The sequence below is a fragment of the Acetobacter oryzoeni genome (assembly GCF_004014775.2).
GTDB lineage: Bacteria > Pseudomonadota > Alphaproteobacteria > Acetobacterales > Acetobacteraceae > Acetobacter > Acetobacter oryzoeni.
On the sequence record NZ_CP042808.1, the window covers coordinates 253371 to 277887 of the forward strand.

At 49.1% G+C, this 24517-nt stretch carries 19 protein-coding genes; 12 read left to right on the forward strand and 7 right to left on the reverse strand.

The window, feature by feature from the left end; genetic code table 11:
* The first annotated feature begins 14 nt into the window (after window positions 1-14).
* Entirely contained in the window at window positions 15-2972 is a 2958-nt protein-coding gene (locus EOV40_RS01250; protein ID WP_128104813.1) for a glycosyltransferase, read from the forward strand.
* 14 nt (window positions 2973-2986) lie between these two features.
* Here EOV40_RS01250 and EOV40_RS01255 read toward each other — a convergent pair whose 3' ends face one another.
* A complete protein-coding gene (locus tag EOV40_RS01255) occupies window positions 2987-3484 on the reverse strand; it encodes an NUDIX hydrolase (RefSeq protein WP_208729230.1) in 498 nt (165 codons plus the stop codon).
* 133 nt (window positions 3485-3617) lie between these two features.
* On the opposite strand from EOV40_RS01255, the gene EOV40_RS01260 reads away from it, so the two are divergent.
* From EOV40_RS01260 to EOV40_RS01285, 6 genes are all read left to right on the forward strand, one after another.
* Window positions 3618-4601, forward strand: a complete 984-nt coding sequence (locus EOV40_RS01260; protein WP_003624799.1) for an aldo/keto reductase — start codon at window positions 3618-3620, stop codon at window positions 4599-4601.
* 111 nt (window positions 4602-4712) lie between these two features.
* The gene (locus EOV40_RS01265) at window positions 4713-5165 is read left to right on the forward strand and encodes a hypothetical protein (protein WP_128104814.1); all 453 of its coding nucleotides are present in this window, start codon (window positions 4713-4715) and stop codon (window positions 5163-5165) included.
* A gap of 69 nt (window positions 5166-5234) precedes the next feature.
* Window positions 5235-7481 carry an excinuclease ABC subunit UvrB gene (gene uvrB, locus EOV40_RS01270; RefSeq protein ID WP_050819083.1) on the forward strand — a complete coding sequence of 749 codons (2247 nt, stop codon included), beginning with the start codon at window positions 5235-5237 and terminating at the stop codon, window positions 7479-7481.
* A gap of 131 nt (window positions 7482-7612) precedes the next feature.
* Window positions 7613-8278, forward strand: coding sequence for a 2OG-Fe(II) oxygenase family protein (locus EOV40_RS01275; protein WP_128104815.1), 666 nt, complete (start codon window positions 7613-7615; stop codon window positions 8276-8278).
* A gap of 43 nt (window positions 8279-8321) precedes the next feature.
* Window positions 8322-11066, forward strand: a complete 2745-nt coding sequence (locus EOV40_RS01280; protein ID WP_128104816.1) for a M16 family metallopeptidase — start codon at window positions 8322-8324, stop codon at window positions 11064-11066.
* 230 nt (window positions 11067-11296) lie between these two features.
* The gene (locus EOV40_RS01285; RefSeq protein WP_128104817.1) at window positions 11297-11776 is read left to right on the forward strand and encodes a hypothetical protein; all 480 of its coding nucleotides are present in this window, start codon (window positions 11297-11299) and stop codon (window positions 11774-11776) included.
* Window positions 11777-11853: 77 nt separating this feature from the next.
* Here EOV40_RS01285 and EOV40_RS01290 read toward each other — a convergent pair whose 3' ends face one another.
* On the reverse strand, window positions 11854-13704 hold the full coding sequence (locus EOV40_RS01290; protein WP_128104818.1) for an HAD-IIIC family phosphatase: 1851 nt from the start codon (window positions 13702-13704) through the stop codon (window positions 11854-11856).
* 329 nt (window positions 13705-14033) lie between these two features.
* Between EOV40_RS01290 and EOV40_RS01295 the strand changes: the two genes are divergently transcribed.
* Window positions 14034-15584 carry a CgeB family protein gene (locus EOV40_RS01295; RefSeq protein WP_128104819.1) on the forward strand — a complete coding sequence of 517 codons (1551 nt, stop codon included), beginning with the start codon at window positions 14034-14036 and terminating at the stop codon, window positions 15582-15584.
* Window positions 15581-16351, forward strand: coding sequence for a glycosyltransferase family 2 protein (locus EOV40_RS01300; RefSeq protein WP_128104820.1), 771 nt, complete (start codon window positions 15581-15583; stop codon window positions 16349-16351). Before EOV40_RS01295 ends, EOV40_RS01300 begins: the two co-directional genes overlap by 4 nt.
* Before the next feature lie 75 nt (window positions 16352-16426).
* Here EOV40_RS01300 and EOV40_RS01305 read toward each other — a convergent pair whose 3' ends face one another.
* The 5 genes from EOV40_RS01305 to EOV40_RS01325 all read right to left on the reverse strand — a co-directional run bounded on the left by EOV40_RS01305 (window position 16427) and on the right by EOV40_RS01325 (window position 21961).
* Entirely contained in the window at window positions 16427-17497 is a 1071-nt protein-coding gene (locus EOV40_RS01305; protein ID WP_087651693.1) for a hypothetical protein, read from the reverse strand.
* Complete coding sequence (locus tag EOV40_RS01310) at window positions 17494-18987, reverse strand: amino acid permease (protein ID WP_128104821.1); 1494 nt, start codon at window positions 18985-18987, stop codon at window positions 17494-17496. The genes EOV40_RS01305 and EOV40_RS01310 overlap by 4 nt, the downstream gene beginning before the upstream one ends.
* Window positions 18988-19245: 258 nt before the next feature.
* A complete protein-coding gene (dinB, locus tag EOV40_RS01315; protein ID WP_128104822.1) occupies window positions 19246-20325 on the reverse strand; it encodes a DNA polymerase IV in 1080 nt (359 codons plus the stop codon).
* Window positions 20326-20420: 95 nt separating this feature from the next.
* Window positions 20421-21179, reverse strand: a complete 759-nt coding sequence (locus EOV40_RS01320; RefSeq protein WP_128104823.1) for an aspartyl/asparaginyl beta-hydroxylase domain-containing protein — start codon at window positions 21177-21179, stop codon at window positions 20421-20423.
* 164 nt (window positions 21180-21343) lie between these two features.
* On the reverse strand, window positions 21344-21961 hold the full coding sequence (locus EOV40_RS01325; RefSeq protein WP_050819094.1) for a hypothetical protein: 618 nt from the start codon (window positions 21959-21961) through the stop codon (window positions 21344-21346).
* Window positions 21962-22136: 175 nt separating this feature from the next.
* Between EOV40_RS01325 and EOV40_RS01330 the strand changes: the two genes are divergently transcribed.
* Genes EOV40_RS01330 through EOV40_RS01340 form a run of 3 tightly spaced genes read left to right on the forward strand, consistent with a single transcriptional unit; the run spans window position 22137 to window position 24501 of the window.
* Window positions 22137-23210 carry a quinone-dependent dihydroorotate dehydrogenase gene (locus tag EOV40_RS01330; protein WP_128104824.1) on the forward strand — a complete coding sequence of 358 codons (1074 nt, stop codon included), beginning with the start codon at window positions 22137-22139 and terminating at the stop codon, window positions 23208-23210.
* The gene (locus tag EOV40_RS01335) at window positions 23207-24085 is read left to right on the forward strand and encodes a TIGR01459 family HAD-type hydrolase (protein WP_128104825.1); all 879 of its coding nucleotides are present in this window, start codon (window positions 23207-23209) and stop codon (window positions 24083-24085) included. The genes EOV40_RS01330 and EOV40_RS01335 overlap by 4 nt, the downstream gene beginning before the upstream one ends.
* Window positions 24079-24501: an NUDIX hydrolase gene (locus EOV40_RS01340; RefSeq protein ID WP_208729232.1), complete on the forward strand. Its 423-nt coding sequence runs from the start codon at window positions 24079-24081 to the stop codon at window positions 24499-24501. Before EOV40_RS01335 ends, EOV40_RS01340 begins: the two co-directional genes overlap by 7 nt.
* Window positions 24502-24517 lie beyond the last annotated feature (16 nt).

Here is a 24517-nt window from a genome sequence, read left to right on the forward strand (position 1 = left end):
TACTGTGTGCCTGAATGAAATGTCAGGATATCTCTATGTCTTTAAGCGGTAATATTAAAAAAATCGATTGGAGCGTATTTGACGCAACATGGTACGCAGAAAAATATGAGGATGTTCTGAAATTTCTGGGTATTGAAGGTGCAGAGGCATTAGAGGCATTTTATAGGGAAAAGGGGCCTGCGCTCCGCCATTCACCCAATCCATATTTTGATGAAGATTGGTATTTGCGGCGTTATCCTGCTGTTGCTGATGCCGTAAGCAAAGGTGAATGGCAATCTGGGTTTGACCATTATTGCCGCACGGGTTCTTCTTCCCATAATCCACACTGGCTTTTTGATCGTGAATTCTATTTCAAACAGCAGCCAGCTCTTCAACCTGCGGTATTGGAAGAAGCCGGATTTCGAAATCTTTATGATCATTACCTAAATGTGGGTGATGAGCAGTTTTTGACGGGGTCATGGTTTTTTAACCCAACAGCGTATCTCAAAAGCGGCCATGCACGTATTGAAGGCTTGGGTGCTTTTGCACAATGCGTACGTAATCTGGAACCTGAGCAGGGATATGGGCACCGTTTGTCCTGGTATTTTGACCCTGAATGGTATCTGGAAACCTATCCACATGTCAGGAAGGAACTGGATTCAGGGCGTTGGCTTTCTGCCCTGCACCATTATTTGTCTAATTCCGCACCAACAGATTACAATCCGAACGCGTACTTTTCGGAAGAGTTTTATGGCAGCGTTAACCATGATGTAAGTGGTGCGGTTGAAAGCGGAAACTTCCGTAATTTTTATGAACATTTTTTACGTTATGGTGTGCATGAACTGCGTAAACCAAGCGCCAATGTTGATTTGGAAGGCTACTATCGTAATGCGGTTGTGCAAAAGGAAGTTACCCGTGGTGATTTCCCAGATGCATTCGCGCATTATATTGCCCATAACGGCAGGTTAGAAGATGATGTGGCAGGGCTGAAGGAAAGCGAAGCTCTTTCCAAAAAGCTTTATCATGAAATGTGTCAAATTCGGTTGCCTGTTCTGTTGAATCAGACATTGGATTTCACATACGATGTGCCAGATTTAAGCGTTATTATTGTAGCGCATAACCTGTTTGCCATGACCATGAGCGCATTGGCCTCGTTACGTGCCAACTATAATGGCCAAATGCAGGTTATTGTGGTGGACTCTGGTTCTACAGATGGTGTGCGCCATATTGAACGTTATGTGCGTGGTTTGGATGTTGTACGTTTTCCAGGCAATGTTGGTTTCTTGTTGGGTTGCAATGCCGCATTGGAAAAAGTGCGTGGTCCATTCATGCTTTATCTGAATAACGATACAGAGTTGATGCCAGAAGCCATTGGCAATGCCTTGGCACGGCTACGCTACAAAATGAAAATAGGGGCCGTTGGTGGCAAACTTGTGCGCACCAATGGCTTGTTGCAGGAAGCAGGGAGTATTGTCTGGCGCGATGGTTCTGTGTGCGGTTATCTGCGTGACCAGCGGCCGGATGTGCCAGAAGCTAACTTTGTAAGATCCGTAGATTATTGCGCCGGTGCATTTTTGATGGTGCGTACATCTTTGCTGCGCCAACTAGGTGGCTTTGATACGGATTATGCCCCAGCGTATTTTGAAGAAACAGATCTGTGCCTGCGTATTCATGAAGCTGGGTTTGATGTTGTGTACGACCCTTCGGTGGTTGTGGTGCATTATGAATACGGTACATCCAGTTTTATGAGCGGTGCTTCCATGATAGCGCGCAATCAGGATGTATTTCGCCGTAAGCATACAGCATATTTGCGCCAGAAAAGCCTGAACAACCCAAGAATGCTGATAAAGGCCCGTTTCAGCAGGCAGGATCAGAAACGCATTTTATTTATTGAAGACAGATTACCCTATCGGTTTTTGGGGTCAGGCTTTACGCGTTCAAATGATATTGTGCGCAGCATGATTGCTGCAGGATGCCAGGTAACGGTGTATCCGGTGTTTAGACCCACAGAATCTCAGGAAGATATCTGCATGGCTTTTCCCGATCAGACAGAGGTGATCTGGGATAGGGAGCTGCCAGAACTGGAAGATTTTATTAAATCCCGCGCCGGATATTACGATGCTATCTGGATTGCACGCACGCATAATGCAGACCGTCTGGCCCCAGTGCTGATGGATTGTGCTGATGCCCTAACAGGCACAATGGTGATTATTGATACTGAAGCCGTATCGGCCCCGCGTGAGTACCGTAAAATGGAATTACGGGGGCAAACGCCAGAAAACACAGTAGATGATCTTCTGAAGCACGAATTCAGACATCTGTTCATGGCTGAAAAAATTATTGCAGTGAACAGCAAGGATTCAAAAATCCTTAATGCGCATGGTTTTTCGAATGTTCATGTTCTTGGGCATTTGCAAAATGCTTCAACATGGTCTCCCGGATGGGAAGAGCGTCGGAATATTCTTTTTCTGGGGGCTATGCACGATCAGGATTCACCTAATGTAGATTCTCTTGCCTGGTTTAGCGGAGAAGTGTTGCCATTGCTGGATGATCGTTTGCCAGAGGATGTTAAGTTTACAGTTTGTGGCTATGTAAACCCGCGTGTTGATCTTACGCCGCTTCTTAACAATCCACGCGTTGTGGTGACGGGGCGGGTAGAGGATGTAACCCCTGTTTACAATAGCCACCGAGTATTTGTGGCACCAACCCGATATGCGGCGGGCATTCCCTACAAACTGCACGAAGCCGCAGCACATGGTATTCCTATTGTAGCAACGGATATCTTGTGTGAGCAGGTTGGATGGGTGCCGGGTGAAGATATGCTGTGCGCCAGTATCTCAGACGCACAGGGTTTTGCAGATGCCATTGTCCGACTGTATGAAGACAAGCAGATGTGGGAAAAAGTGCATGTGCGTGAACTCAAGCGGATTTCTACAGAGAACACGCAAGAGAATTATGTAAAAGCAATAAAGGAAATTTTAGAAATTTCCTGAATGATATCTGCACGTCAGATGAGGTGAGTCGGATCTTCCATTTTCAGAATCTGACGTGCCAGACTATGCAGCCGTGCGCTGGCACGTGCCCCTAATGTGCTGATGTCCTGATAGGAAAACCAGCGTGCTTCCAAGGCATCATCACCAGCCTGTACCGGGTTCTGGGTGTGTTCGTGCTCCTCACATCTTACGGCAAGAATGATGTAATGGAACGCCAGTTTTCCATCGGTATCATAATGCAAGCTGTCAAATGCATCTATTACAGAAGTTGCTTTTGCAGGTAAGGATGTTTCTTCTAATAATTCACGTTCTGCGGCATGGAAAATTGTTTCTCCCGGTTCAATCCGTCCTCCCGGGAAACCCCATAACCCGGCATCTGGTGCATTGGCGCGCCGAACAAGCAAAAAATTATTCTGCCTGCGTACAATAGCAAGAACACCGGAGCGGGGGAGACAGGAATGGCATGATGTTTTCATGATCGGGAAGTGTAGAAGGTCATGAATGCTGGTCAACCCTTATCTGCGTAAAAGGGATTGGGCTGTTTTTTCCCTTTGCCCCAATGCAGAAAATGCGTGTTAAATACAGCCATAACCGTGTGGATGTTGCGCACGGAAAATACAAACCAGCTATCAAGGAGCGCATCTTATGTCGGCAGATACAATTGCCATTCCGGGTATAGCCAAACCTGCTTCTCGCATTGCGCTAGGTACGTGGGCCATTGGTGGTTCCATGTGGGGCGGTGCAGATGATGCAAACGCCAGTAAGACGATAGATGAAGCTCTGGAGCTTGGTATCAATATGATTGATACAGCACCAGTCTATGGATTTGGGCATTCTGAAGAAGTTATTGGTAAAGCTTTGGAGGGCCGACGTGGCCGCGTTATTCTGGCCACCAAGGTTGGCCTGAACTGGCAGGACGGCAAGGTTTTCAGGGATAGTCGGCCAGCACGGATTGAAGAAGAAGTTGAAAAATCTTTAAGCCGTTTGCGCACAGATTATATTGATCTGTATCAGGTTCATTGGCCCGATACGCGCACGCCGTTTGAAGAAACAGCCCGTGCTCTGGAAAATCTGGTTAAAAGCGGCAAGGTTAAAGCCTTGGGGCTGAGCAATTTCTCACCTGCGCAGATGGATGAATTCCGCAAGTTTGCCCCGGTTTCTGCCGTGCAGCCGCCATACAACCTGTTTGAGCGTGAAATAGAGCGCGATGTTCTGCCGTATGCAGAAAAGAACAATCTGGTTGTGCTGGCTTATGGTCCGCTGTGCCGTGGCCTGCTTTCTGGCCGCATGACGGCAGACCGGAAGTTTGAAGGAGATGATCTGCGCAAAACAGACCCCAAGTTCCAGCAGCCGCGTTTTGGGCAGTATTTGCAGGCGGTGGAAGATCTTAAAGCCATTGCCAACAAGTACGGCAAAAGCATGTTGGCTCTGGCTATCCGCTGGGTGTTGGATCGTGGTCCAACTATTGCGTTGTGGGGTGCGCGTAAGCCAGAACAGATTGCAGGCGTGGATGATGCCTTTGGCTGGAAGCTGGATGCAGAAGACATGAAAGCTATTGATGCCATCTTGGCCAAGGATATCAAAGATCCGGTAGGCCCAGAGTTTATGGCTCCTCCACTGCGGGCCTAATTCGGCGTAACAGGCACAGGGCTGGCTCCTCCAGCCCTGTTCTCGCCGCAAGGCTGGCGGTGGCCCATACGCATTGACTCAGATGCGGCTTTTTTCGCACTCTATTAAGTTATGAAAGAGCCGCATCCTCCTTATCAGGCTGAGCCTGAGCAGGCGACAGTCTGTATGTTTCCGCTTCAGCAGGTGTTGGGGCGTGTAGAGGCTGCGGAATATTTGGGTATTCCTACCCGTAGGCTCAGATTTCTTGAAATGTTTGGGCGTGGGCCTAAATCTGTTTCTCAGCGGGCAGGGGCCATTCAATTTCGTAAAGAAGACTTGGATAACTATAGCGCCCAGCAGTTTAGCCGTGCCGGATTAGGGGCAGATGCGCTTTCGCGTTATCGGAGTATGCGCGCACTGGCTGATTATAAAGGGCTGGATCCGTTTATGGATATGGCCAGCCGAGATGAACTTTCTCAGGCATGCACCTATATTGGCGGGCGTGTGGGTATTGGGCTGGGGCTGGTGGTGATTGTGCTTTCTCATACCCCGTTGTCCCGCATTTTGTTCCATGTAGTGCGTTAAGGCGGTTTTGTCGCGGTCTGGGCGCTTTCATATCTTGCGCAAGGCGCTGTGGCAGCCCATGTTTGGGCAATGGCTTCCAAAACTTCTTCCTCTGCGGCACGTGGTAAAAAGCGCCCTTCATTAAGCGAGCGCGCCGCTAGCCTTCCCCCAGTTCTGTTCGAGCCGGAAAAGCAGGCTCCACGTCCACGCCTCAAGCGCATGGAAGTGGTATCGGAATACGAACCGGCGGGGGATCAGCCGCAGGCTATCAGTGAACTGGTAGCAGGGGTGGAAGCTGGCGAACGCGATCAGGTTCTGCTGGGGGTTACGGGTTCTGGTAAAACCTTTTCCATGGCCAAGATTATTGAGGCCACACAAAAGCCTACGCTTATTTTAGCACCCAACAAAACATTGGCAGCCCAGCTTTATGGGGAAATGAAGCAGTTTTTCCCCAATAACGCAGTTGAATACTTTGTTAGCTATTACGATTACTATCAGCCAGAAGCCTATGTGCCACGTTCTGATACGTATATTGAAAAAGACAGCCAGATAAACGAACAGATTGACCGTATGCGTCATGCCGCCACACAGGCGCTGCTGGAGCGGAACGATGTCATTATTGTAGCTTCTGTTTCCTGTATTTACGGTATCGGATCTGTAGAAACCTATTCCCGCATGGTGGTGAAGCTGGAACTAGGCGGAGAGATAGACCGGGATAAGCTGATAAAAAGCCTTGTTGAACTCCAGTACCGTCGGAATGATGCCGCATTTGCGCGAGGCACTTTCCGTGTGCGTGGTGAAACAATAGATATCTTTCCCGTGCAGAATGAGGATAGAGCCTGGCGTGTTTCCCTATTTGGGGATGAGGTTGACGGGCTGATAGAGTTTGACCCCCTGACAGGTGAAAAAACGGCTGATCTGCAGGAAATTACCATTTACGCAAACAGCCATTACGTAACCCCACGCCCTACGTTGAATCAGGCCATTAAAGGCATCAAGCAGGAACTGCGCGAACAGCTTGATGTGTTTACAAAGGCTGGCAAGCTGCTGGAAGCAGAACGGCTGGACCAACGCACCACCTTTGATCTGGAAATGCTGGAAACAACAGGTGTGTGTAAGGGGATCGAAAACTATTCCCGCTATCTTTCAGGCCGCAAACCGGGGGATCCACCACCAACCCTGTTTGAATATCTGCCTGAAGATGCGCTGTTGATTGTAGATGAAAGCCACGTAACCGTGCCGCAGATTGGCGGCATGGAACGAGGAGACCATGCGCGCAAATCCGTTCTGGCGGAGTTTGGGTTTCGGCTTCCTTCCTGTCTGGATAACCGGCCTTTGAATTTTGCGGAGTGGGACAAGTTTCGCCCACAAAGCATTTTTGTAAGTGCCACGCCGGGTCCGTGGGAAATGGAACGCACAGGCGGCGTATTTGCTGAGCAGGTTATTCGTCCCACCGGGTTGGTGGACCCCATTACAATTATCCGGCCTGTTGAGCATCAGGTAGATGATCTGTTGGCAGAATGTCGCACCACCATTGGCAAGGGTGGGCGCGTGTTGGTGACAACGCTGACCAAACGCATGGCGGAAGACTTAACCGATTACATGAACGAAGCCGGTATTCGGGTAAGATATTTGCATTCCGATGTAGATACACTGGAACGGATAGAAATTATTCGAGACCTGCGCATGGGTGCATTTGATGTGCTTATTGGTATTAACTTACTGCGAGAAGGTTTGGATATTCCAGAATGTTCGCTGGTTGCTATTCTGGATGCAGATAAGGAAGGGTTCTTGCGTTCGCGCACCTCTCTTATCCAGACCATTGGCCGTGCGGCCCGAAATGTAGAAGGCCGGGTTCTGCTTTATGCAGACAAAATGACGGATTCCCTGACATACGCCGTAGAGGAAACAGCCCGTAGGCGTGAAAAACAGATGGCGTGGAACACAGAGCACGGCATTACGCCACAAAGCGTGCGCAAGAATATCAGCGATATTGTCTCTTCTGTGTTTGAGCAGGATTACGTCACCATCGCGCCGGATGAAGATACCGGCGTTGCAGAGTTTGTGGGGCAAGATTTGGGCGCGGCCATTGCCGGGTTGGAAAAGCGTATGCGCTCCGCAGCAGCAGAGTTGGAGTTTGAAACTGCTGCCCGCCTGCGAGATGAAATTCAGCGATTGGAAGCCTTGCAGCTTGGGTTGGAACCACCCCCGGTAGCGGCTTCAACCGCAGGAAAAGCGCAGACAAGTGGCCGTAAACCCAAAAAAGACAAGGTGCCACGGCCATTGGGGCCAGGTGGGGGTGGGTATGACCCGGCAGCCAGACGAAAAAAGCGGTAACCTAAAGAAAGACGGCAGGTATCGGCCAAAAATATAGCGAAACACCGTAAGCGTTCGGGCAGGCCTTGTTTCTGCCGCTTATCCCTTCTACCGTCCGCAGAGCAAACCCTTATTTGTGCGGACATTACGGCATGACAACGTCAGATACTTTTATCCAGCCGGATTATACAGCACTGGAGCAAGCGCCTGTTGCGCCAGATCCTTTCCCGCATGTGGTGGTGCCGCATTTTATCCGGTCAGAAGATCTGGGGCGTTTGTTTGCGCATCGGCCGCATATTGTGTCTGGCGGATCTTTCCCGCCAGAGTCCTTGCAGCTCTCTCCTCTTATGCAACATCTGGTAGAAGAACTGGAAGGCCCGCGTTTAAAGGCGATTGTTGCGGAAAAATTTCATCTCAATCTCGATCATGCGCCTTCCATGCTCACCATTCGTGGGCGTACGCGTGAAAAAGATGGGCGCATCCACACAGATTCATTGGCCAAACGCGTAACCATTTTGCTGTACCTGAACCCATCGGGGGCCGGTGAGGCATGGGAGCGGCAGGCAGGCTGTTTGCGCCTTTTGCGTGGCCCGCATGATATTGAAGATTACGCCAAGGAAGTGCCACCAGTAGATGGCACCTTGCTGATTTTTCCCAACGGTCCAACCACATGGCATGGGCATAAGCAGTTTGTGGGGCAGCGCTATACCATCCAGTTAAATTACATGACAGAAGATGCACGTGCCCGGTCTGAACTCCGGCGGCATAAACTTTCTGCCTTGGTTAAAAAGTTGCCTTTGCCGCAATTGGGGCAGTAACTTTCCTTTTTTGATCTGTTGCTGCATTGAACAGGAAACCTGAATGATTTTCCGCAAGCCGTCTGCTGCCCGTAAACACTTTTCACTGCTGGCCGTAACGCTGGCCCTGTTGGGAGGAACAGCCCTTTCTCCCACACTGGCTCATGCTCAGGACGCCGCACCGGGTATGCCGTCTGCTCTTGTACCCCCTAGCCTGAGCAGTGCGCAGGTTGTGCGGGCCACTCTTCCGAATGGCCTTAAGGTTGTGATCGTCCCTAACCGGTTGGCTCCGGTTGTTACAACGGAAATCAACTATCTTGTCGGCTCGGCAGAAGTGCCAGAAGGCTTTCCCGGCACGGCACATGCGCTGGAACATATGATGTTTCGTGGCAGCAAGGGGTTGGATAAGGATCAGCTTGCAGCTATCGGCACGCGCTTGGGCGGCAGTTATAATGCAGATACAACAGAAGACGTAACGCAGTATTTCTATACAGCGCAGGCGCAGGATTTGCCTGTTTTGCTGAAAATTGAAGCCCTGCGCATGAACGGCTTAACCCTGTCTGAAGCGGATTGGGAAAAAGAGCGCGGCGCGATTGAGCAGGAAGTTGCGCGTGATCTTTCCAGCCCGGCATATCGGTATCTGGAACAGTTACAGGGTATTCTGTTTGCAGGTACGCCCTACGAACACGATGCACTGGGCACACGGCCTTCCTTTGATAAAACCACGGCCGCTGATCTGAGAGATTTTTACCAGAAGTGGTATGGCCCCAACAATGCCGTGCTGGTTATTGTGGGTGATATTAACCCGGTTTCTACCTTGCAGTTGGTGCAGGATACGTTTGCCGATATCCCGCGCAAGGATTTACCGCAGCGCCACAAGGTAACTCCGGTGGCACCGCCGGCTAAAACACTTACGCTTTCTACAGATTACCCTGTTGGGTTTGCAACGCTTGCCTTCCCCATGGCAGGCAGTTCTTCATCAGATTTCGCAACGGCGGATATTCTGTCAGACGTGCTCTCCAGCCAGCGTGGTGCGCTGTATGATCTGGTGCCGCAGGGCAAGGCGTTATACGCAGGGTTTGAATACGCCCCTAAAAAAGAAGCGGGTTTTGGTTTGGCGCTTGCGGCTTTCCCCAAAGGTGCAGATGCTTCTGGCCCCATGAATGCCATGAAAGCTGTGCTGGAAAAAATCCGTAAGGAAGGCGTACCAGCAGAACTTGTTGAAGCTGCCAAGCAAAAAGAAATTGCCCAGCTTCAGTTTTCCGCCAACTCTGTAAGTGGTCTGGCATCTATTTGGTCTAACGCCTTGGCATTTCAGAATCTGGATAGCCCGGGAGATCTGGTAGCCGCCTATCAGGCCGTCACACCAAAGGCCGTGAATGATCTGGCCGCAAAGCTGCTTGATCCGGCACATGCTGTGTCTGCTATTCTTACCCCAGAAGCATCCGGCAAGGCCGTTTCTGGCAAAGGCTTTGGCGGGGCAGAATCTTTTGCAACAGCTCCAGATAAACCAGTAAAACTGCCGCAATGGGCAGAAAAAGCTCTGGCCAAACTGGAAGAACCAAAACCTACACCACTGCCTGCAGTCAGCACCTTATCGAACGGCATCAAGCTGATTGTCTGGCCATCTCATGTCAGCCACACCATTCAGCTTTCTGGCCAAATTCGTCAGACACCCGAATTGCAGGAACCCAAGGGCAAGGAAGGTGTGCATAGCTTAACAGAGGCTCTGTTCTCCTATGGCACAACGCAGCATGATCGTCTGGCTTTTCAGAAAGCACTAGATGATGTGCCTGCATGGGAAGATGCAGGGGGCAATTTTTCTTTGCAAGTTCTTACGCCTGATTTTGAAAAAGGTGTGGAACTGCTTGCAGAAAATGAATTGCACCCGGCATTCCCAGAAAAAGATTTTACGGTTGTACGCACACAGTTGGCACAGGCACAGGCTGGGGAGCTGGTATCTCCTGGGCATCTGTTTGATAAAGCTATCAAGGCCGCCATTCTGCCGGAAACAGATCCGACACAGCGTGATGCTACACCTGAATCTATTATGAACGTAACCCGTGATGATGTGCTGCATTATTACCAAAGTGCATGGCGCCCAGATCTGACAACTATTGTTGTAACGGGTGATATCTCACCAGAAAAAGCACAGGCTGTATTAGAAAAAGCTTTTGGTAGCTGGAAAGCAGAAGGACCAGTACCTGATGTTAATCTGCCGACTGTACCGCTGAGCAAAACATCCCGCGCAACAGTGCCTGATAAGAGTAGTGTGCAGAATGATGTTGTACTGGCAGAAACATTAGGGCTGACAGCACAAAATCCTGATCACTTCCTGCTGCAGTTGGGCAATGAGGTGCTAGGCGGCGGGCTGTTCTCTTCACGTCTGTATAGAGATATGCGGGTGAAGACAGGCTATGTTTATTCTGTAAGCAGTTCTTTTGATTGGGGGCGTACGCGCGGGGCCTATACTGTCAACTATGGTGCTGATCCGGATAAAGTTGGTAAAGCGCAGAGTGTTGTTATGAAAGATCTGAAGGCCATGCAGTCTGCACCTCCTACAGCAGAGGAACTTTCTTTGGCCAAAGCCTCACTGTTGCGGAGCCTACCTCTTGCCAGAGCCAGTTTGGGCCGGATTGCTGCGCAGTATCTTTACTTGGAAGATCTGGGCTTGCCGCTTGATAATGCTGATCGTGGGGCAAAAGTATATTACAAAGCCACTGGTGCAGAAGTGCAGGCAGCGTTCCGTAAATGGATCAGACCAGATGATCTTGCTGTTATTGTAAAGGGTCCTACGCCTACTTGGTAAATAATGACATGTATTCGTAAATATTTTATGAATGGGTTTTTCATATGCATTTTACGGATACATTGTAAATTATCTTTTCCCACTCGTATTTAGAAATTAAAAATAGTACGAGTGGATTGGGTGTCAGTATTTTCTGGACAGAAAAATAATTATGCTTGTATTAGATTTATCAGAAAATCATTTATGTATCGAAGAGCTTGCTATGCAGAAGATCACGAGGGGGTGTTGTGATGTCCGGTGAAAAAAAGCCTGTCAGTAAGGTTCGTTCTTCTCGTGTGAAAGTGGCGCGTAAAAAAGTTGTGGCCCCAACAGCGTCAGAAACACATGAACCAGAAGTGGTGCCTCAAGTTGAAGAACAGGTGGCAGCAGACCCTGTAGCCAAGCCTGCACAGGCTCCGGCGGCAGAACAAATTGCATTAGCACTTCAGTCTCAGGCGAGTATTGTGGAACAAGAAGCTGAAAAAGAACGTCGGGCCGCTATCTTTTTTGATAGCCAGTGGTACCTTAATGCATATCCAGATATTTGTGAGGCGGGTGTAGATCCGCTGGAACACTTTCTGGATTACGGTGCTAAGGAAGGTAGAAACCCGAATGCGCTGTTCAATAGCCTTTCCTATTTACGGGTAAATCCAGATGTAGCTGGGTTTGGGCCGGGGCCTTTTATCCATTACATCTGTTATGGTTTTCAGGAAGGTCGTCCACTACGCTAGGATGCGCTAAATTTAAAAAAAGGGCGTATGGTTATTAAACCATACGCCCTTTTTTATTATTATATAAAAGATATTTTTTATATTTCTTCAACAACTTCTATATGAGACGGAAACTCTACTTCTTTATTTTCATCCAGAATATAATAGTGAATATTTTCAGAAACCCAATCTTCCCGGAAATCACAATCCTTATAAATGTTACGGCATGGCGTATTATCTGGAAGATCATGAATAGATGCCGTTACACGAACATCTCCATGTTTTTCTCTAACGTGGCTGACAACATCAGCAATAATACTCTTTTCTACTTCCATGCCCAAAACACGGCAGCTCATAACAAACTGTACAATTTCATTATTGCGTAGGTATATTACGCTTACCAATCCATATTTAGTGAATTTGTCCTGAACAGTTGCAACAATAACTTCTCCGCCTTCAGCAAGAAAGCGTGTGAGTTCTTCAAATGTCCAACGTTTACCAGATGTGTTGAACTGATTGGTCTTGTTGGTAAGTTCTAAGGCACGTGCCAGTTCTGGTTGTTCTGCATCTGTGATGTAGGTGAGGCAGACCGTACATTCCAACGATGCCAGAAATTCTTCACGGTTCAGGTTGGTGCGTGTTTCTTCACGGGCAATTTGTCCTCGGATCATGGTTTCCCGTTGGACTGATTCCTGTGTCAGGCGAGCAACCTGCGTTTCGGGGGACCACAAAAGAATACGACGCGTGAGATACGGGTTGCCGCCAATTGTACGAATTTCAGGAAACGCCGTATTAACAGCAGCGCGTTCTACAGGGTTATCATCTACAAACACAACGCTTTTGGGTTTGATGTTAAATTCCTGGCAGATGGCAGCAATATTTTCTGGTTTGGGCGTCCAGTTAATTTTAACAGAGGCAAAATCTTCCAATTTAATAAACTGCGGGTTGATAATATCATCCCACCGTTCACGCACATAGGCTTCATCATTTTTGGAGCAAATGGCCACCAGAATACCGCGTGCGCGCAAGGTATGGATAGTTTCCCACAAACCTACAGGCCAACCATCGGTACGTGGCCAAGGTTGTACTTCTGGGCGGTAATGTTCCGCTATCTGGCCGCGCCATAGGGTGTTGTCCAGATCAAAAATAACGGCCTTAACCTGATCTACCTGATGTACAGTGCGATGAGCTGCAACAATCTGGCGGAAAATGGTTTTAATAAATTCTTCCCGGTGAATAGGATAAATGGTTTCTAGTGCAGGAATGGGTTCATTGCGTTCAATGGCACCGAAATCATCCCAATCCTGAAAAGACAAACCGCCATGAGTATGGAAGTAAATAACATCATCCAGCACATAGCATTTGCCTAAAGAAGACACGACGGAATCAACGTCTAGTACATAGGCATTTTTATAACTGGAAATTTTTTTGGCCAGATGCATGTTCAAGCGCCTGACCATATAGGTCAGGTCTACTTCTGTACCTTGTGAGAGCAAGCTGGAAGCTGTGCTTATTTGCGGAACTATAAAGTTAGAGACAAATGTTAATAACCCATGTTTGCGGTTGTAAAGCAGTGCCGCATCTAGCATGACATCTAGCGTGTTTAAGGCATCGTGCAGAATACTCTCTGCAAATGCTGGGTCGTTAAGCCTAAACCCTTCTATCACACGGTCACTTAAAACAGTGCGTAATGGAATTTGTACATATTGTAGATCGTACTGATCTGCCGGTACGGGTGGGGTTTCAGGTAAAATACTTACAAAATTATAAGGGATGTAATCAAAATTGATATCTGGATAATATCCCTTAAAGGCTTCCAAATATAAAGAAGTTAAGCATGAGCCAACCAAGAGAATGCGATTGATCTTGCGCTCTGTTTTTTGAAGATCTGTAGGAAATAGAAAATCCGGAGATGCAAGAGGAGAATTATTGTTTGTTGTTGTCGACATAAAGAACTCCGCCAAGATAGCTCTTATTCTATTTAGATTCGTAATGAAGAGATTGCTTGTTCAGTGAGGGAAATGAGTAAGAGCGTAAGGCCTCATTGAAAGTTTATAAAAAATTAATTCATACAACACAATGAACCTCTTTATAGTCTCCCGCCAACATGAAGGAAAGTATTTTTAGGCAATGAATTCAGGGAGGGGAATGAGAAAATTATAGATAAACAGAATAATTTTCATGTAGAGAAATAGTTAACTGTTGTATTTTCTAACATAAAAATTTATATTCTGAATAAGAACCTGCAAATAGAGATAGCATTCAAACGGAAGATGCAATGGTAAGTTTAACTGCCTGGAATAAAAAAGACATAAAATCAATAATTGATTCAGGAAAATTCGATATTGAATTTTATTTAAAAGAAAATCCAGATGTGAAAAAATCTGGTCTTGATCCAATTATACATTATGTTCTTTACGGGGTGCATGAAAACCGTAATCCTAATGATAATTTCAATACAGAAATATATTATAATCTTTATAAAAATGTGATCGGGAAGAATGAGAATCCCTTTGCTCATTATATAAGAAATAATGACCATATGTTTTTCTTTGAAAAAGGTCTATTGCAGGAATATTCGTATGTTTCCATTACGAATGCATTGAACAGATTAAAGAAATATCCGTTCTTTAATGAAGAAGATTATGTGCGTATGAACAGCGATGTTTCATCCGCCAGTATGCCAACTGCCCGCCATGCTTTGCTGTATGGTATTGGCGAAGGGAGAGAAATTTTTTCCAAGCGTTCAATCATGCGCTTTTTGGGTAATGAATGTAAGCACGACGTTAATTACAAGATAACTGATAAAGTTTATGGTAAGAATTTTCCTAAAACAATTGGGGTATTCTACCACTCTGAAGGTAATTCCTTTATTCAGGAACTGGCCGAGTGTTTAAGCGACTATCTGTGCGATGCCGGTTTGAATGCCAAGGTGCTGACCGAAAAAACGCCAGAGGAAGAAACACCTGAACTCTGCATTTTCTGTGCTCCGCATGAGTTCTTCTTTCTGGATGGCAATGAAATCTGGAAGCGTGATGAGATTATTAGAAAATCCATCATGTTCAATACAGAACAACCTCAGACACTCTGGTTTACACGTGGCATTCTGTACATCCTTATGTCAGCTGGGGTGATGGATCTGTGTTATCAAAATCTCAAATCCTTTTCAGATGTCGGGCTTCCGGTCTTCCACTTTGATCCGCCGGTTAAAATAGAGGCTTGCAAACTTTCCGAGGCAGACAAAAAGCATCCCTTGTTCCGTATTTTGCCAGAAAAGGCCAAAACAGGTTCTACGCCATTCCGACCAATTGCCGAGCGTGATATTGATGTCAGCTTTTTTGGGAATGCTTCCCGCAAGCGCGAAAAGTTCTTTTCACGTTCAGCAGCTTTCTTTTCCAACTACCAGTGCTTCTTGTATTACCGTAAGGCAGATGGGCCTATCCCCTCTACCGGTGTTTACGACATTCTTTCGCGCCTTCCACGCTATGTCGCAGAAAACTCCAAGGTAGCGTTAAACATTCATCGTGATGATAACTGCTTTTTTGAATGGCATCGTATTGTCAAGCAGGGTCTGGCTTCCGGTACTATCGTTGTTACAGAAGAATGTTTCCCGCATCCGCTGTATAAGGCAGGTGAGCACTTTCTGTCTGAAACGCCGCGGCATATGCCCAATCTGGTGGAATGGTTGATTCAGACTGAGGATGGGCAAAAAGAGGCAGCCAGAATTCAGCAGAATATCTTTGATTTGCTGCAAGATGAAAAAATATTCAATTCCAAGAATATCGATCTCAAAAACTATATTTCTGCTGTGTGGAGCACTGTGAAATGAGCGTTATCAAGCCATGGGACCCCAGCCCGGAAGTTGTTTTTTCCTATAAGAAAAAATCTCGGAAGCCCAAAAACCTGATTACGGTCTGCGTTACCAACTTTAATTATGCTTCTGTTATTGAAGAGTGCCTGGATAGCATTGCAGACCAAACGCATGCTGATCTGGAAATTGTGGTTGTTGATGATTGCTCCCAGCGAGATGATTCCGTTGATGTGATTGCGGAATGGATGGAAGAAAACAAGCAGCGTTTTTATAGCCTGCAGTGTTTGACCAACCCGCGGAATCAGGGGCCATCATTTTCGCGCAATATGGCGTTTGCACATGCGCAATCAGAGTATGTGTTTATTATTGATGCCGATAATACCATTTATCCAACTGCGCTAGAAAAAATCTACACAGCGCTTTTGCAGGGTAAGTTTCCAGCGGTTTATACCCAGATTGAAGAGTTTGGAGATCGCAAAGGTATTGGCCATGCCGATATCTGGGATGCCGCACGCATGCGCAAGAACAACTATGTGGATGTGATGGCGCTTATCCGTAAAAGCGCGTGGGAAAAGGTTGGCGGCTTCTCACATATTGAAGAAGGTTGGGAAGATTATGATTTCTGGCTGAAGTTTATTGATGCAGGGTTAGAGCCCGGATATCTGCCAGAAATTCTGTGTCGCTACCGTGTGCATAATTCTTCCCGCACAGTAACGGAAGCATTGGCTGCACATTATGATCTGGAATTGGTGATGGAGTTCCGTCACCCAGATTTGGTTGAGTAATCAGGTATTCTAGATACAGCGTTATAAAAAAGAGCGGAAGCAATTCCGCTCTTTTTTATTTTTAATATGCAACGGTTAAAACACACTATTAAATGCCACCTGCGGTGAAACCGAAAACCCGGTATTGTGGCCGGCAAAATAGGTTGAAACACCAGCAATAACCCCAAAACGGGGGGACCAGTTGTATTCAACAGCAGGGGCTATCAGCCAGTCCCCTGAAGAACTGTTGATACGGTCTATCCGTTCTATTTTACCGCTTGTAGGCGTACGGCCTTTAACGTGAGATCCATCGGCCCAGTCTCGCGCTAGATCCATGGCCAACACCCATTTCTGGTTGATGCCAAATTCTAGAGAAAACCCGCTTTCTCCATACATGCCGGGTTGCGCTGTGCCGCGGAATCCAACCTCAGTGCCATAACTGCTCACATTATGTAGATGTGCAGTTGTAAGTGCCCGGCGGAAAGTGCCCCACATACGCAAGCGCAGTTCATGCTGACCCGGCAGCGTGTAAGTGGATTGTTCCGTAAAGGCTAGGCGGAACGTATAAACACCAGAGCCAACACCATCTTCAGCCCGGCCCAGCCTTTGATAATTGCCGGTGGGGAAACCAACCCCGGCAAATACGCTGAGCGCTGGAATATAGCGTGCTGGATCTGCGTCCAGATAACGCCACATTAAATCAACAGGCAGATCTCCAAATTTGAGCCCGCTGCTGGTGCCTGCTTTCTTCTTCCACAAGTAACTGATGGTAGGGGTTACCTGAATACTGATGGAATCAGTGATGGAATATTTATACAGCGTAAAATTGGAAACGGATTGCTGGCGTGGGTGGAGCGGGTGGCTGTTGCCATTAGCATCCAGGTACCCCACGGGCAGGTTGTAACTGACGTAAGGTTCCCACGCGAACACCCCAGATTTGGAAAGCGCACCAGAAGGTGAGACGAGAGATCCCGTATACCATTGCGGGCGTGCTTCCCCCGGAGCTTGAGACCCAGCAGCGGCACTGTTGCCTGTATCAGCAGCATGCGCGGTGGAAAGGCCGACAGAAAGCAACAATGTGCCAACCAGAGAGCGACAAACAGCAGGGCAACACTTAACGCCTGCGCGCGGCTGGAGGGAGGAAAACACACTGGCTGCCTGAATCATGATCTGTCTGACCCTTCATGGGGAACCAAAAAATCTTCCGTCAACACAACAGAAGGAACGGTTTGTGGCACGGCGTCATGTTCCGGGGCGGAGCGCATACGGCGCCAGCCCCATGCCAGCGCCAAAGCCAGCAGGGGAATGGCGCATATGGTTGCCGTTCCGGTTGGGTAATCAAACGCCATCAGCCCAACGATGCCAATAAAGAAGGCGAGAGCCAGCCAAGAGGTAAATGGCGCGCCCGGCATCGGGAAAGAGGTGGGGGCAATCTCTCCACAGCGAATTTTTTTGCGCAGTTGAATCTGGCACAGCACAATAAAACACCACGTGCTGAGAATACCCAGTGAAGCCAGACTGAGCATAATTTCAAAAATCTGGCTGGGGATGAAGTAATTCAGTACCACGCCCACCAGATAGATGGCCACGGTGGAAAGAATGGCCGCAGAAGGCACAGCCTGTTTGTTCATGCGGGCCAAATAACGTGGGGCAGCCCCATCCAGCGCCAGTGCACGCAGTACGCGGCCAGTAGAATAAAGGCCGGAGTTCAGGCTGGAGAGAGCTGCTGTGAGCACCACAACATTCATCACACTGTCTATGCCCGGCACGCCTAACTTGGAGAGGAAGGTAACAAAGGGGCTGACACCAGCCTGATACGTGTTCCACGGCAGCAGCAGTACAAGCAGTGTAATGGTGCCTACGTAAAAAATGGCAATACGCCAGATAACGTTGTTAATGGCTTGCGGCAGAACGGATTTAACATCCTCACATTCCCCCGCAGCAGTGCCAATCAGCTCAATACTGGTGTAGGCAAATACAACGCCTTGCACCAATACCAGTGCCGGCAAAAAGCCGTGGGGAAACATGCCACCATTTTCGGTAATCAGATGCAGCCCGGTTGCGTGCCCATCTACGGGATAACGCAAGGCCAGAATAACCAGCGCGATAACCAGAAATCCGCCCAAGGCCAGCACTTTGACCAAAGAAAGCCAGAATTCCAGCTCACCAAACCATTTTACGCCGGTCAGGTTCATGCCGGTTATCAGCACAAGGGCCAGCAGGGCAAAAAGCCATTGCGGTACGCTGGAAAAAACAGGCCAAAAGCGCATGTAAAGCGCCACGGCAGTAATATCCACAATGCCTGTTACAGCCCAGTTAAAAAAGGCCATGGTGCCTGCAATATAAGAGGCTTTAGGGCCTAAAAATTCCCGCGTGTAGGAAACAAAGCTGCCACTGGTGGGGCGGTACATTACCAATTCCCCCAATGCGCGCAGCATCAGAAAAGCAAAAACACCACACACCAGATAAACCAAGGCGAGAGAAGGTCCGACAGCCTGCAGGCGAGAGCCAGCCCCCAAAAACAACCCGGTGCCGATAGCCCCGCCCAGCGAGATCATTTGGATTTGCCGCTTACCCAAACCACGATGGTATCCATCTTCAGTGCGTGCGCCTGCATTGGCAGGTGTATGCCCGTCTGAGGTGGGGGAAGCAGTCATCTCGTCAACCTTGATTACAAAATTATGTCAGAACCGATTGGTATCGGGTGCATTGGATTTTGCAGGTTGTAAAGATGGAACCGTTAAATAATCGCAATTAAATACGAATAGTGAGCAAGAATGAAGTTGAATCGTATAAGGAATATGCAGAATCCATATTAATATCAGAAAAGACAAATATGGATATTTTGTTTTGATATTGAAATAATTCAAATATAAGTACTGTTCATGAGGATAAAAATGTTATTTATTTGTTATCTAAGAAAGTAAAGAGAGCTGCGTTGTGGCTTCCTGATCTTGTGGATTTAAAAGAGTGGAAAGTGTAATACCCAAAAGTCTTACCGGGGTGCGCACAGGCAGCAATGGCGCAAGTAACCGGCACGCCATTTCGGCCAGAATTTCTTGATCTTGTACCGGATCGGCCAGAGAGAGGCTGCGTGTGCATTGTTCAAAATCTGTATAGCGTAATTTCAGGGTAATCGTGCGGCCTGTCAGGTTTCGTTTCTGGCACCCGGCCCACACTTTGCTAGCCAGTTCACGTAATGCCGCATGTAATTCGGTTTGGGTGTGCAAATCCTGTTCGAACGTGACTTCCTTGCCGAGTGATTTGCGCGGCCTGTTTGGTTCTACCGGCCGATCATCTTTGCCGCGAGCAATGCCATAATAAAATGCTGCCGCCTTGCCAAAATGCTGGCGCAAAATATCCAGCGAAAAACGGCGTAAATCTGCCCCTGTATGAATGCCCAGTGTGTGCATCCGCCGGGCTGTGGCAGGGCCCACGCCATGAAAAGCATTTACGGGCAGGGCGGCTACAAAATCTTCCCCCCGGTTGGGTGGAATAACAAACTGCCCATTGGGTTTGCGATAATCGGAGGCCAGTTTGGCCAGAAATTTGTTGTAAGAGACCCCTGCGGAAGCTGTGAGCCCTGTTTCTTGCAAAATGGTAGCACGTATTTCTTTCGCAATGGCCGTGGCAGAGGGGCGGGGAAGGAGCGGATGCGTGACGTCCAGATAGGCCTCATCTAATGAAAGAGGCTGAATAAGGGGCGTATAACGTGCAAAAATAGCGTGAATCTGGGCAGAAACGGCACGGTAAACATCAAAACGCGGTGGCACAAAAATAAGGTGTGGGCATTTGCGCTGTGCCTGAACCGAAGGCATGGCTGAACGGACGCCAAATTTCCGGGCTTCATAACTGGCAGCGGCAACCACACCGCGCTCCTGGCATCTGCCTACCGCTACAGGTTGGCCTTTAAGCGCTGGGTTGTCCCGTTGCTCAACAGATGCATAAAAAGCATCCATATCAATATGGATAATGCGGCGTACAACTGCGGTCATCACCTAGGTGTGTTAGCAGAAGACCACACAAAAGGGAACAAATAGACAACAAACTCGGCTGAAAATCCTACCAACCGAGTTTGCAAATTGAAACATCAGGCGGCTTTCATTGTGCCCTGAAGTTGGTTCCATTGGGCAATGTTGTGCTGGGCATCCTTAACAAAAGCAGAATGGCGGATACCGTTTAAAAAGAGGTTTTGCACAATTTTGCCGATGCCTTTGGTAGGGCGGCGGATTTGCATCAACAGCACGATGCGTGTGTCTGATGTGTTGTTGTGCACATCATGCTGGTACGTATCATCAAACAGCAGGCACTGCCCGTTGTGCCACACCAGTTTTTGGCCTGCGACACGAATCCAGCAGTCATTGGCATTGCGGGGTACGGAAATTCCCAAATGGCAGGTTATCAACCCTTTGGTTACGCCATAATGTGGGGGAATAACGGCACCGGGTTCCAGCACCGAGAAAAAGGCGGAATTCAAATCTGGAATACGAGAAATCAGTTCTGCTGTTTTGGGCATACGCGCGCAGTTTTCCGGAACTTTCACGCCATAGCCGTACAGAAAAAAGGATTTCCACCGTGTATCCGGGGCAATGCGGGTGTGATCAGGAGAAAGAGCCCGTAACGGCGGAATAGCTGTTCCAGCAGCATTTAGGGTATGAAATTCGCGGGCAATATCCTGCCAGTAACGCTGTAGAATCTGGGTCCATGGAAAAATGTCCGGATTCAGAACCGGCGTATTGGGAATGAGAGAATCCCGTGCAATGAGCTTGTTAAAAACCGGACGCAGGGTTTTTCCGATCCGGATGAGGAATGGGCGCTTATTGGGCTGGGAAGATGGCAGATCTTTCATGGCTTCTATCTGTGTTCTTGCTTGGGGAAGCGCGAACAAAAGAGACCTGCCTTGCCACAGAACTTTCAAGAAAACGGCGCAGAAGGTCTCACCTTACACGTAAGGGAAAAACGCTTCCTGAGATTCAGTGTCACGTTTTCCCTTAGAAAAAATTATTATCCTGATCAAGATACCGGAAACCCTTGCGAGTGCTGGTATTTTGAGGTGGCCCGTTCCTGCCAGTGCGCCACCATTTGTCTGGGTTGCATATCCAGATCATGCCAGCGTGCAAGAGAAAGTGCTGCCGTGGCCGGGTAAGCCCCATAAGCAGAGGGGCGTTCCGATACCTTGGTGGGCACAACACGGCTGGAACTATGAGAAAGCCAGTACCCCGCCCCGGCAAGGCAAGCCCCCAACGTTGTAATGGCAGAAGCAAGGCGTGCACGCAGGCCAGCAAAAGGTACCAGCGGCTTAAGCAGGGCGTCCATATCTGTATTGCGCTCATTCTGCGCGGCTTCTGTTGCCAATAAAAGACGATACTCTGTGCTGGTAACAGAAAGAGCACAGCCAACCCGGATATCCAGCGCAGGCATTTCCAGCGCGGCCATATCTGTCAGCGCATCATGAAAGGTTTGTGCAACAGCCAGAAACTCCTGCCTGAAGCAGGGTAGAAACAGGCCGCCCGATGGCCCGGTTGTGGGCGTGCGCGGAGTTGTTTGTATTCCTGCAAGGCGGCGAATGGTCCAAAGTGTCAGCCGTTCGCTGCAGGCAAGATCCGTCAGGTAAACAGGTGAACGTGTCATGGCGCATTCCTGAAGGCAGAGGCCTTCATCCTTTGTGTGGCGTGTGCGATAACTCTCTTTAGATGAGAATAATTCTCATTATCAAGATAAAAATGCATCAACTTTTCTCACGCTTGTGTGGTGGCTCTGTTTTTTCTGCTTTTCTTGAGGCGGGGCTTGGGGCAGTACACAAGGCATGTCTGTGCTTGCCTCACTCTCTCTTCCGTTCCTGCGCCGGTTAGATCCGGAACAGGCCCATGAACTGGCTTTGGATGCCCTGACACTGGGCGTATCCGTGCCCATAAAGCGGCCCAAGGATGATCCCGCCCTTGCCACGCGCACGCTGGGCATGCGGTTTTCCAACCCCATCGGCATTGCCGCCGGGTTTGATAAGAACGCCCGCGTTCTGCGCCCCTTGGCGCAATTGGGATTCGGGTTTGTAGAAGCCGGAACCGTTACGCCACGCCCGCAGGCTGGCAACCCCAAGCCCCGGCTTTTCCGCCTTACGGAAGATCGGGCGGTTATTAACCGCATGGGCTTTAACAATCAGGGTATCAACAAGTTTGCCGTACGTCTGGCACGTCTGTCTCGCCCATTGCCATCAGGCCGTGGTGGTGGGGCCGGGGTGCCTGTAGGTGCAAATATTGGCATTAACAAAACCGGTGCAGACCCGGAGCGTGATTATCCAGAACTGGTGGCCCGCGTTAAGCCGTACGTTAATTACATTGTGCTCAATGTCTCTTCCCCCAACACGCCGGGCCTGCGCGGTTTGCAGGATGCCGCCCGCTTGCGTGGGATTCTGGATGCCATTTCTGCCCGCCATGCAGAACGGCCGCCGTTGCTGATTAAGCTGGCACCGGATCTGGAAGATGATGCCATCGGCCCGATTGTAGAAGCAGCCGTAGCCGGCGGCGCACAGGGGCTGATTGTTACCAACACCACACTGGCCCGCCCCGATTCCCTGCAAAGTCCGTATCGCACAGAAGCCGGAGGGCTTTCTGGCCGTCCGCTCAAACCACGTGCAACGGAAATGTTGCGTCTGGTTGCGCAGGCTGCGGCTGGCCGTCTGGCATTGGTGGCCTGTGGTGGCATTGAAAGCGGTGAAGACATTCTGACCCGAATCCGACTTGGGGCGGATTTGGTGCAGGTTTACACCGCATTTGCCTATGAAGGCCCCGCATTGGTTGGACGGCTAAAGCGTGAAATGCAGCAGATCATGCGCGCGCAGGGCATTGAAACGCTGGATGATATTCGGGGTAAGGATCTATGACAGCGCAACAAACTGTAGAAGATATGCAGCAGATTACAGGCCTTGCTGCGCTGGCAGATCAGTATGATGGCTACATTATAGATCTATGGGGCACGGTGCATGACGGTGTGCAGCCGTATCCCGGTGCTGTGGACTGTTTGCAGGCCCTGCGTGCATCTGGCAAAAAAATTGTCATGCTTTCCAATGCGCCTCGTCCGGCAGATGTGGTGTGCGCGCAGCTTGAAGCCTTTGGCATTTCTCGTGAACTGCATGATGGTGTGATGACAAGCGGTGAAGAAACGCGCCGCTTGTTAAAAGCGCGAACAGACCCTTGGTTTGCCAATCTGGGCCCAAAAGTGCTGCATATTGGTGGCACGCATGATCTGGGCCTGTATGATGGCTTGGATGTGCAGCGCGTGGCGCAGCCTGCCGATGCCGATTTTATCATGAACACCGGGCCAGATGCCGAACGCGGCGTAGGCTCACTAGATCCATATCTGCCAGAACTGCGCGCTTGTTTGGAACGTGGCCTGCCAATGGTATGCGCCAACCCGGATATGGTGGTGGTAAAAGGCGGCAAACGGCAGATTTGCGCCGGTGCACTTGCCGCCTTTTATGCAGAGCAGGGCGGTAAGGTAAGCTGGATTGGCAAGCCATACCCCCGTGTGTACGAACCTGTTTTTGAGATGCTGAATGTGCCGCGCCAGCGTATTCTGGCCATTGGCGATGCACTGGCCACCGATATGCGCGGTGCTTCTGCTGTAGGTGTGGCCGGGTTGTGGATTCTGGGTGGTATCCATCAGGAAATGATCGGGGATGATATCCAGTTGGCAAAAGAAGAAGCCAAAGCCGCAGGTTTGGCGCCAGTTGCCGCTATTAAAAGGTTGGTGTGGTGAGCGCGCAGCCGACTTTACCAGCAGTAGGATGTGGCGCAGCTATTCTGAATGATGCTGGCCACATTCTGCTGATACGCCGCCTTAAACAGCCAGAAGCAGGGTGCTGGGGCTTACCGGGCGGGAAGGTGGATCCGTTTGAAACCGTACCGGCTGCCGTTATCCGCGAAGTGCAGGAAGAAACCGGCTTAGCCGTGCAGTTGGGTGCGTTGCTTTGCGTGGTGGATCAGATTGATCCGGCAGCAGGCGCGCATTGGGTTGCCCCAGTTTACAAGGTGCGGCAGTACACCGGACAGCCCCATATCTGCGAGCCACATAAGCATGATGGGCTGGAATGGTTTGCGTTAGATGCGCTGCCCCAGTCCCTTACCATTGCCACACAGCAAGCTGTAGCTGCCTTGAAAGATCAGTCAGCCTAAAACAGCGCCACAAATG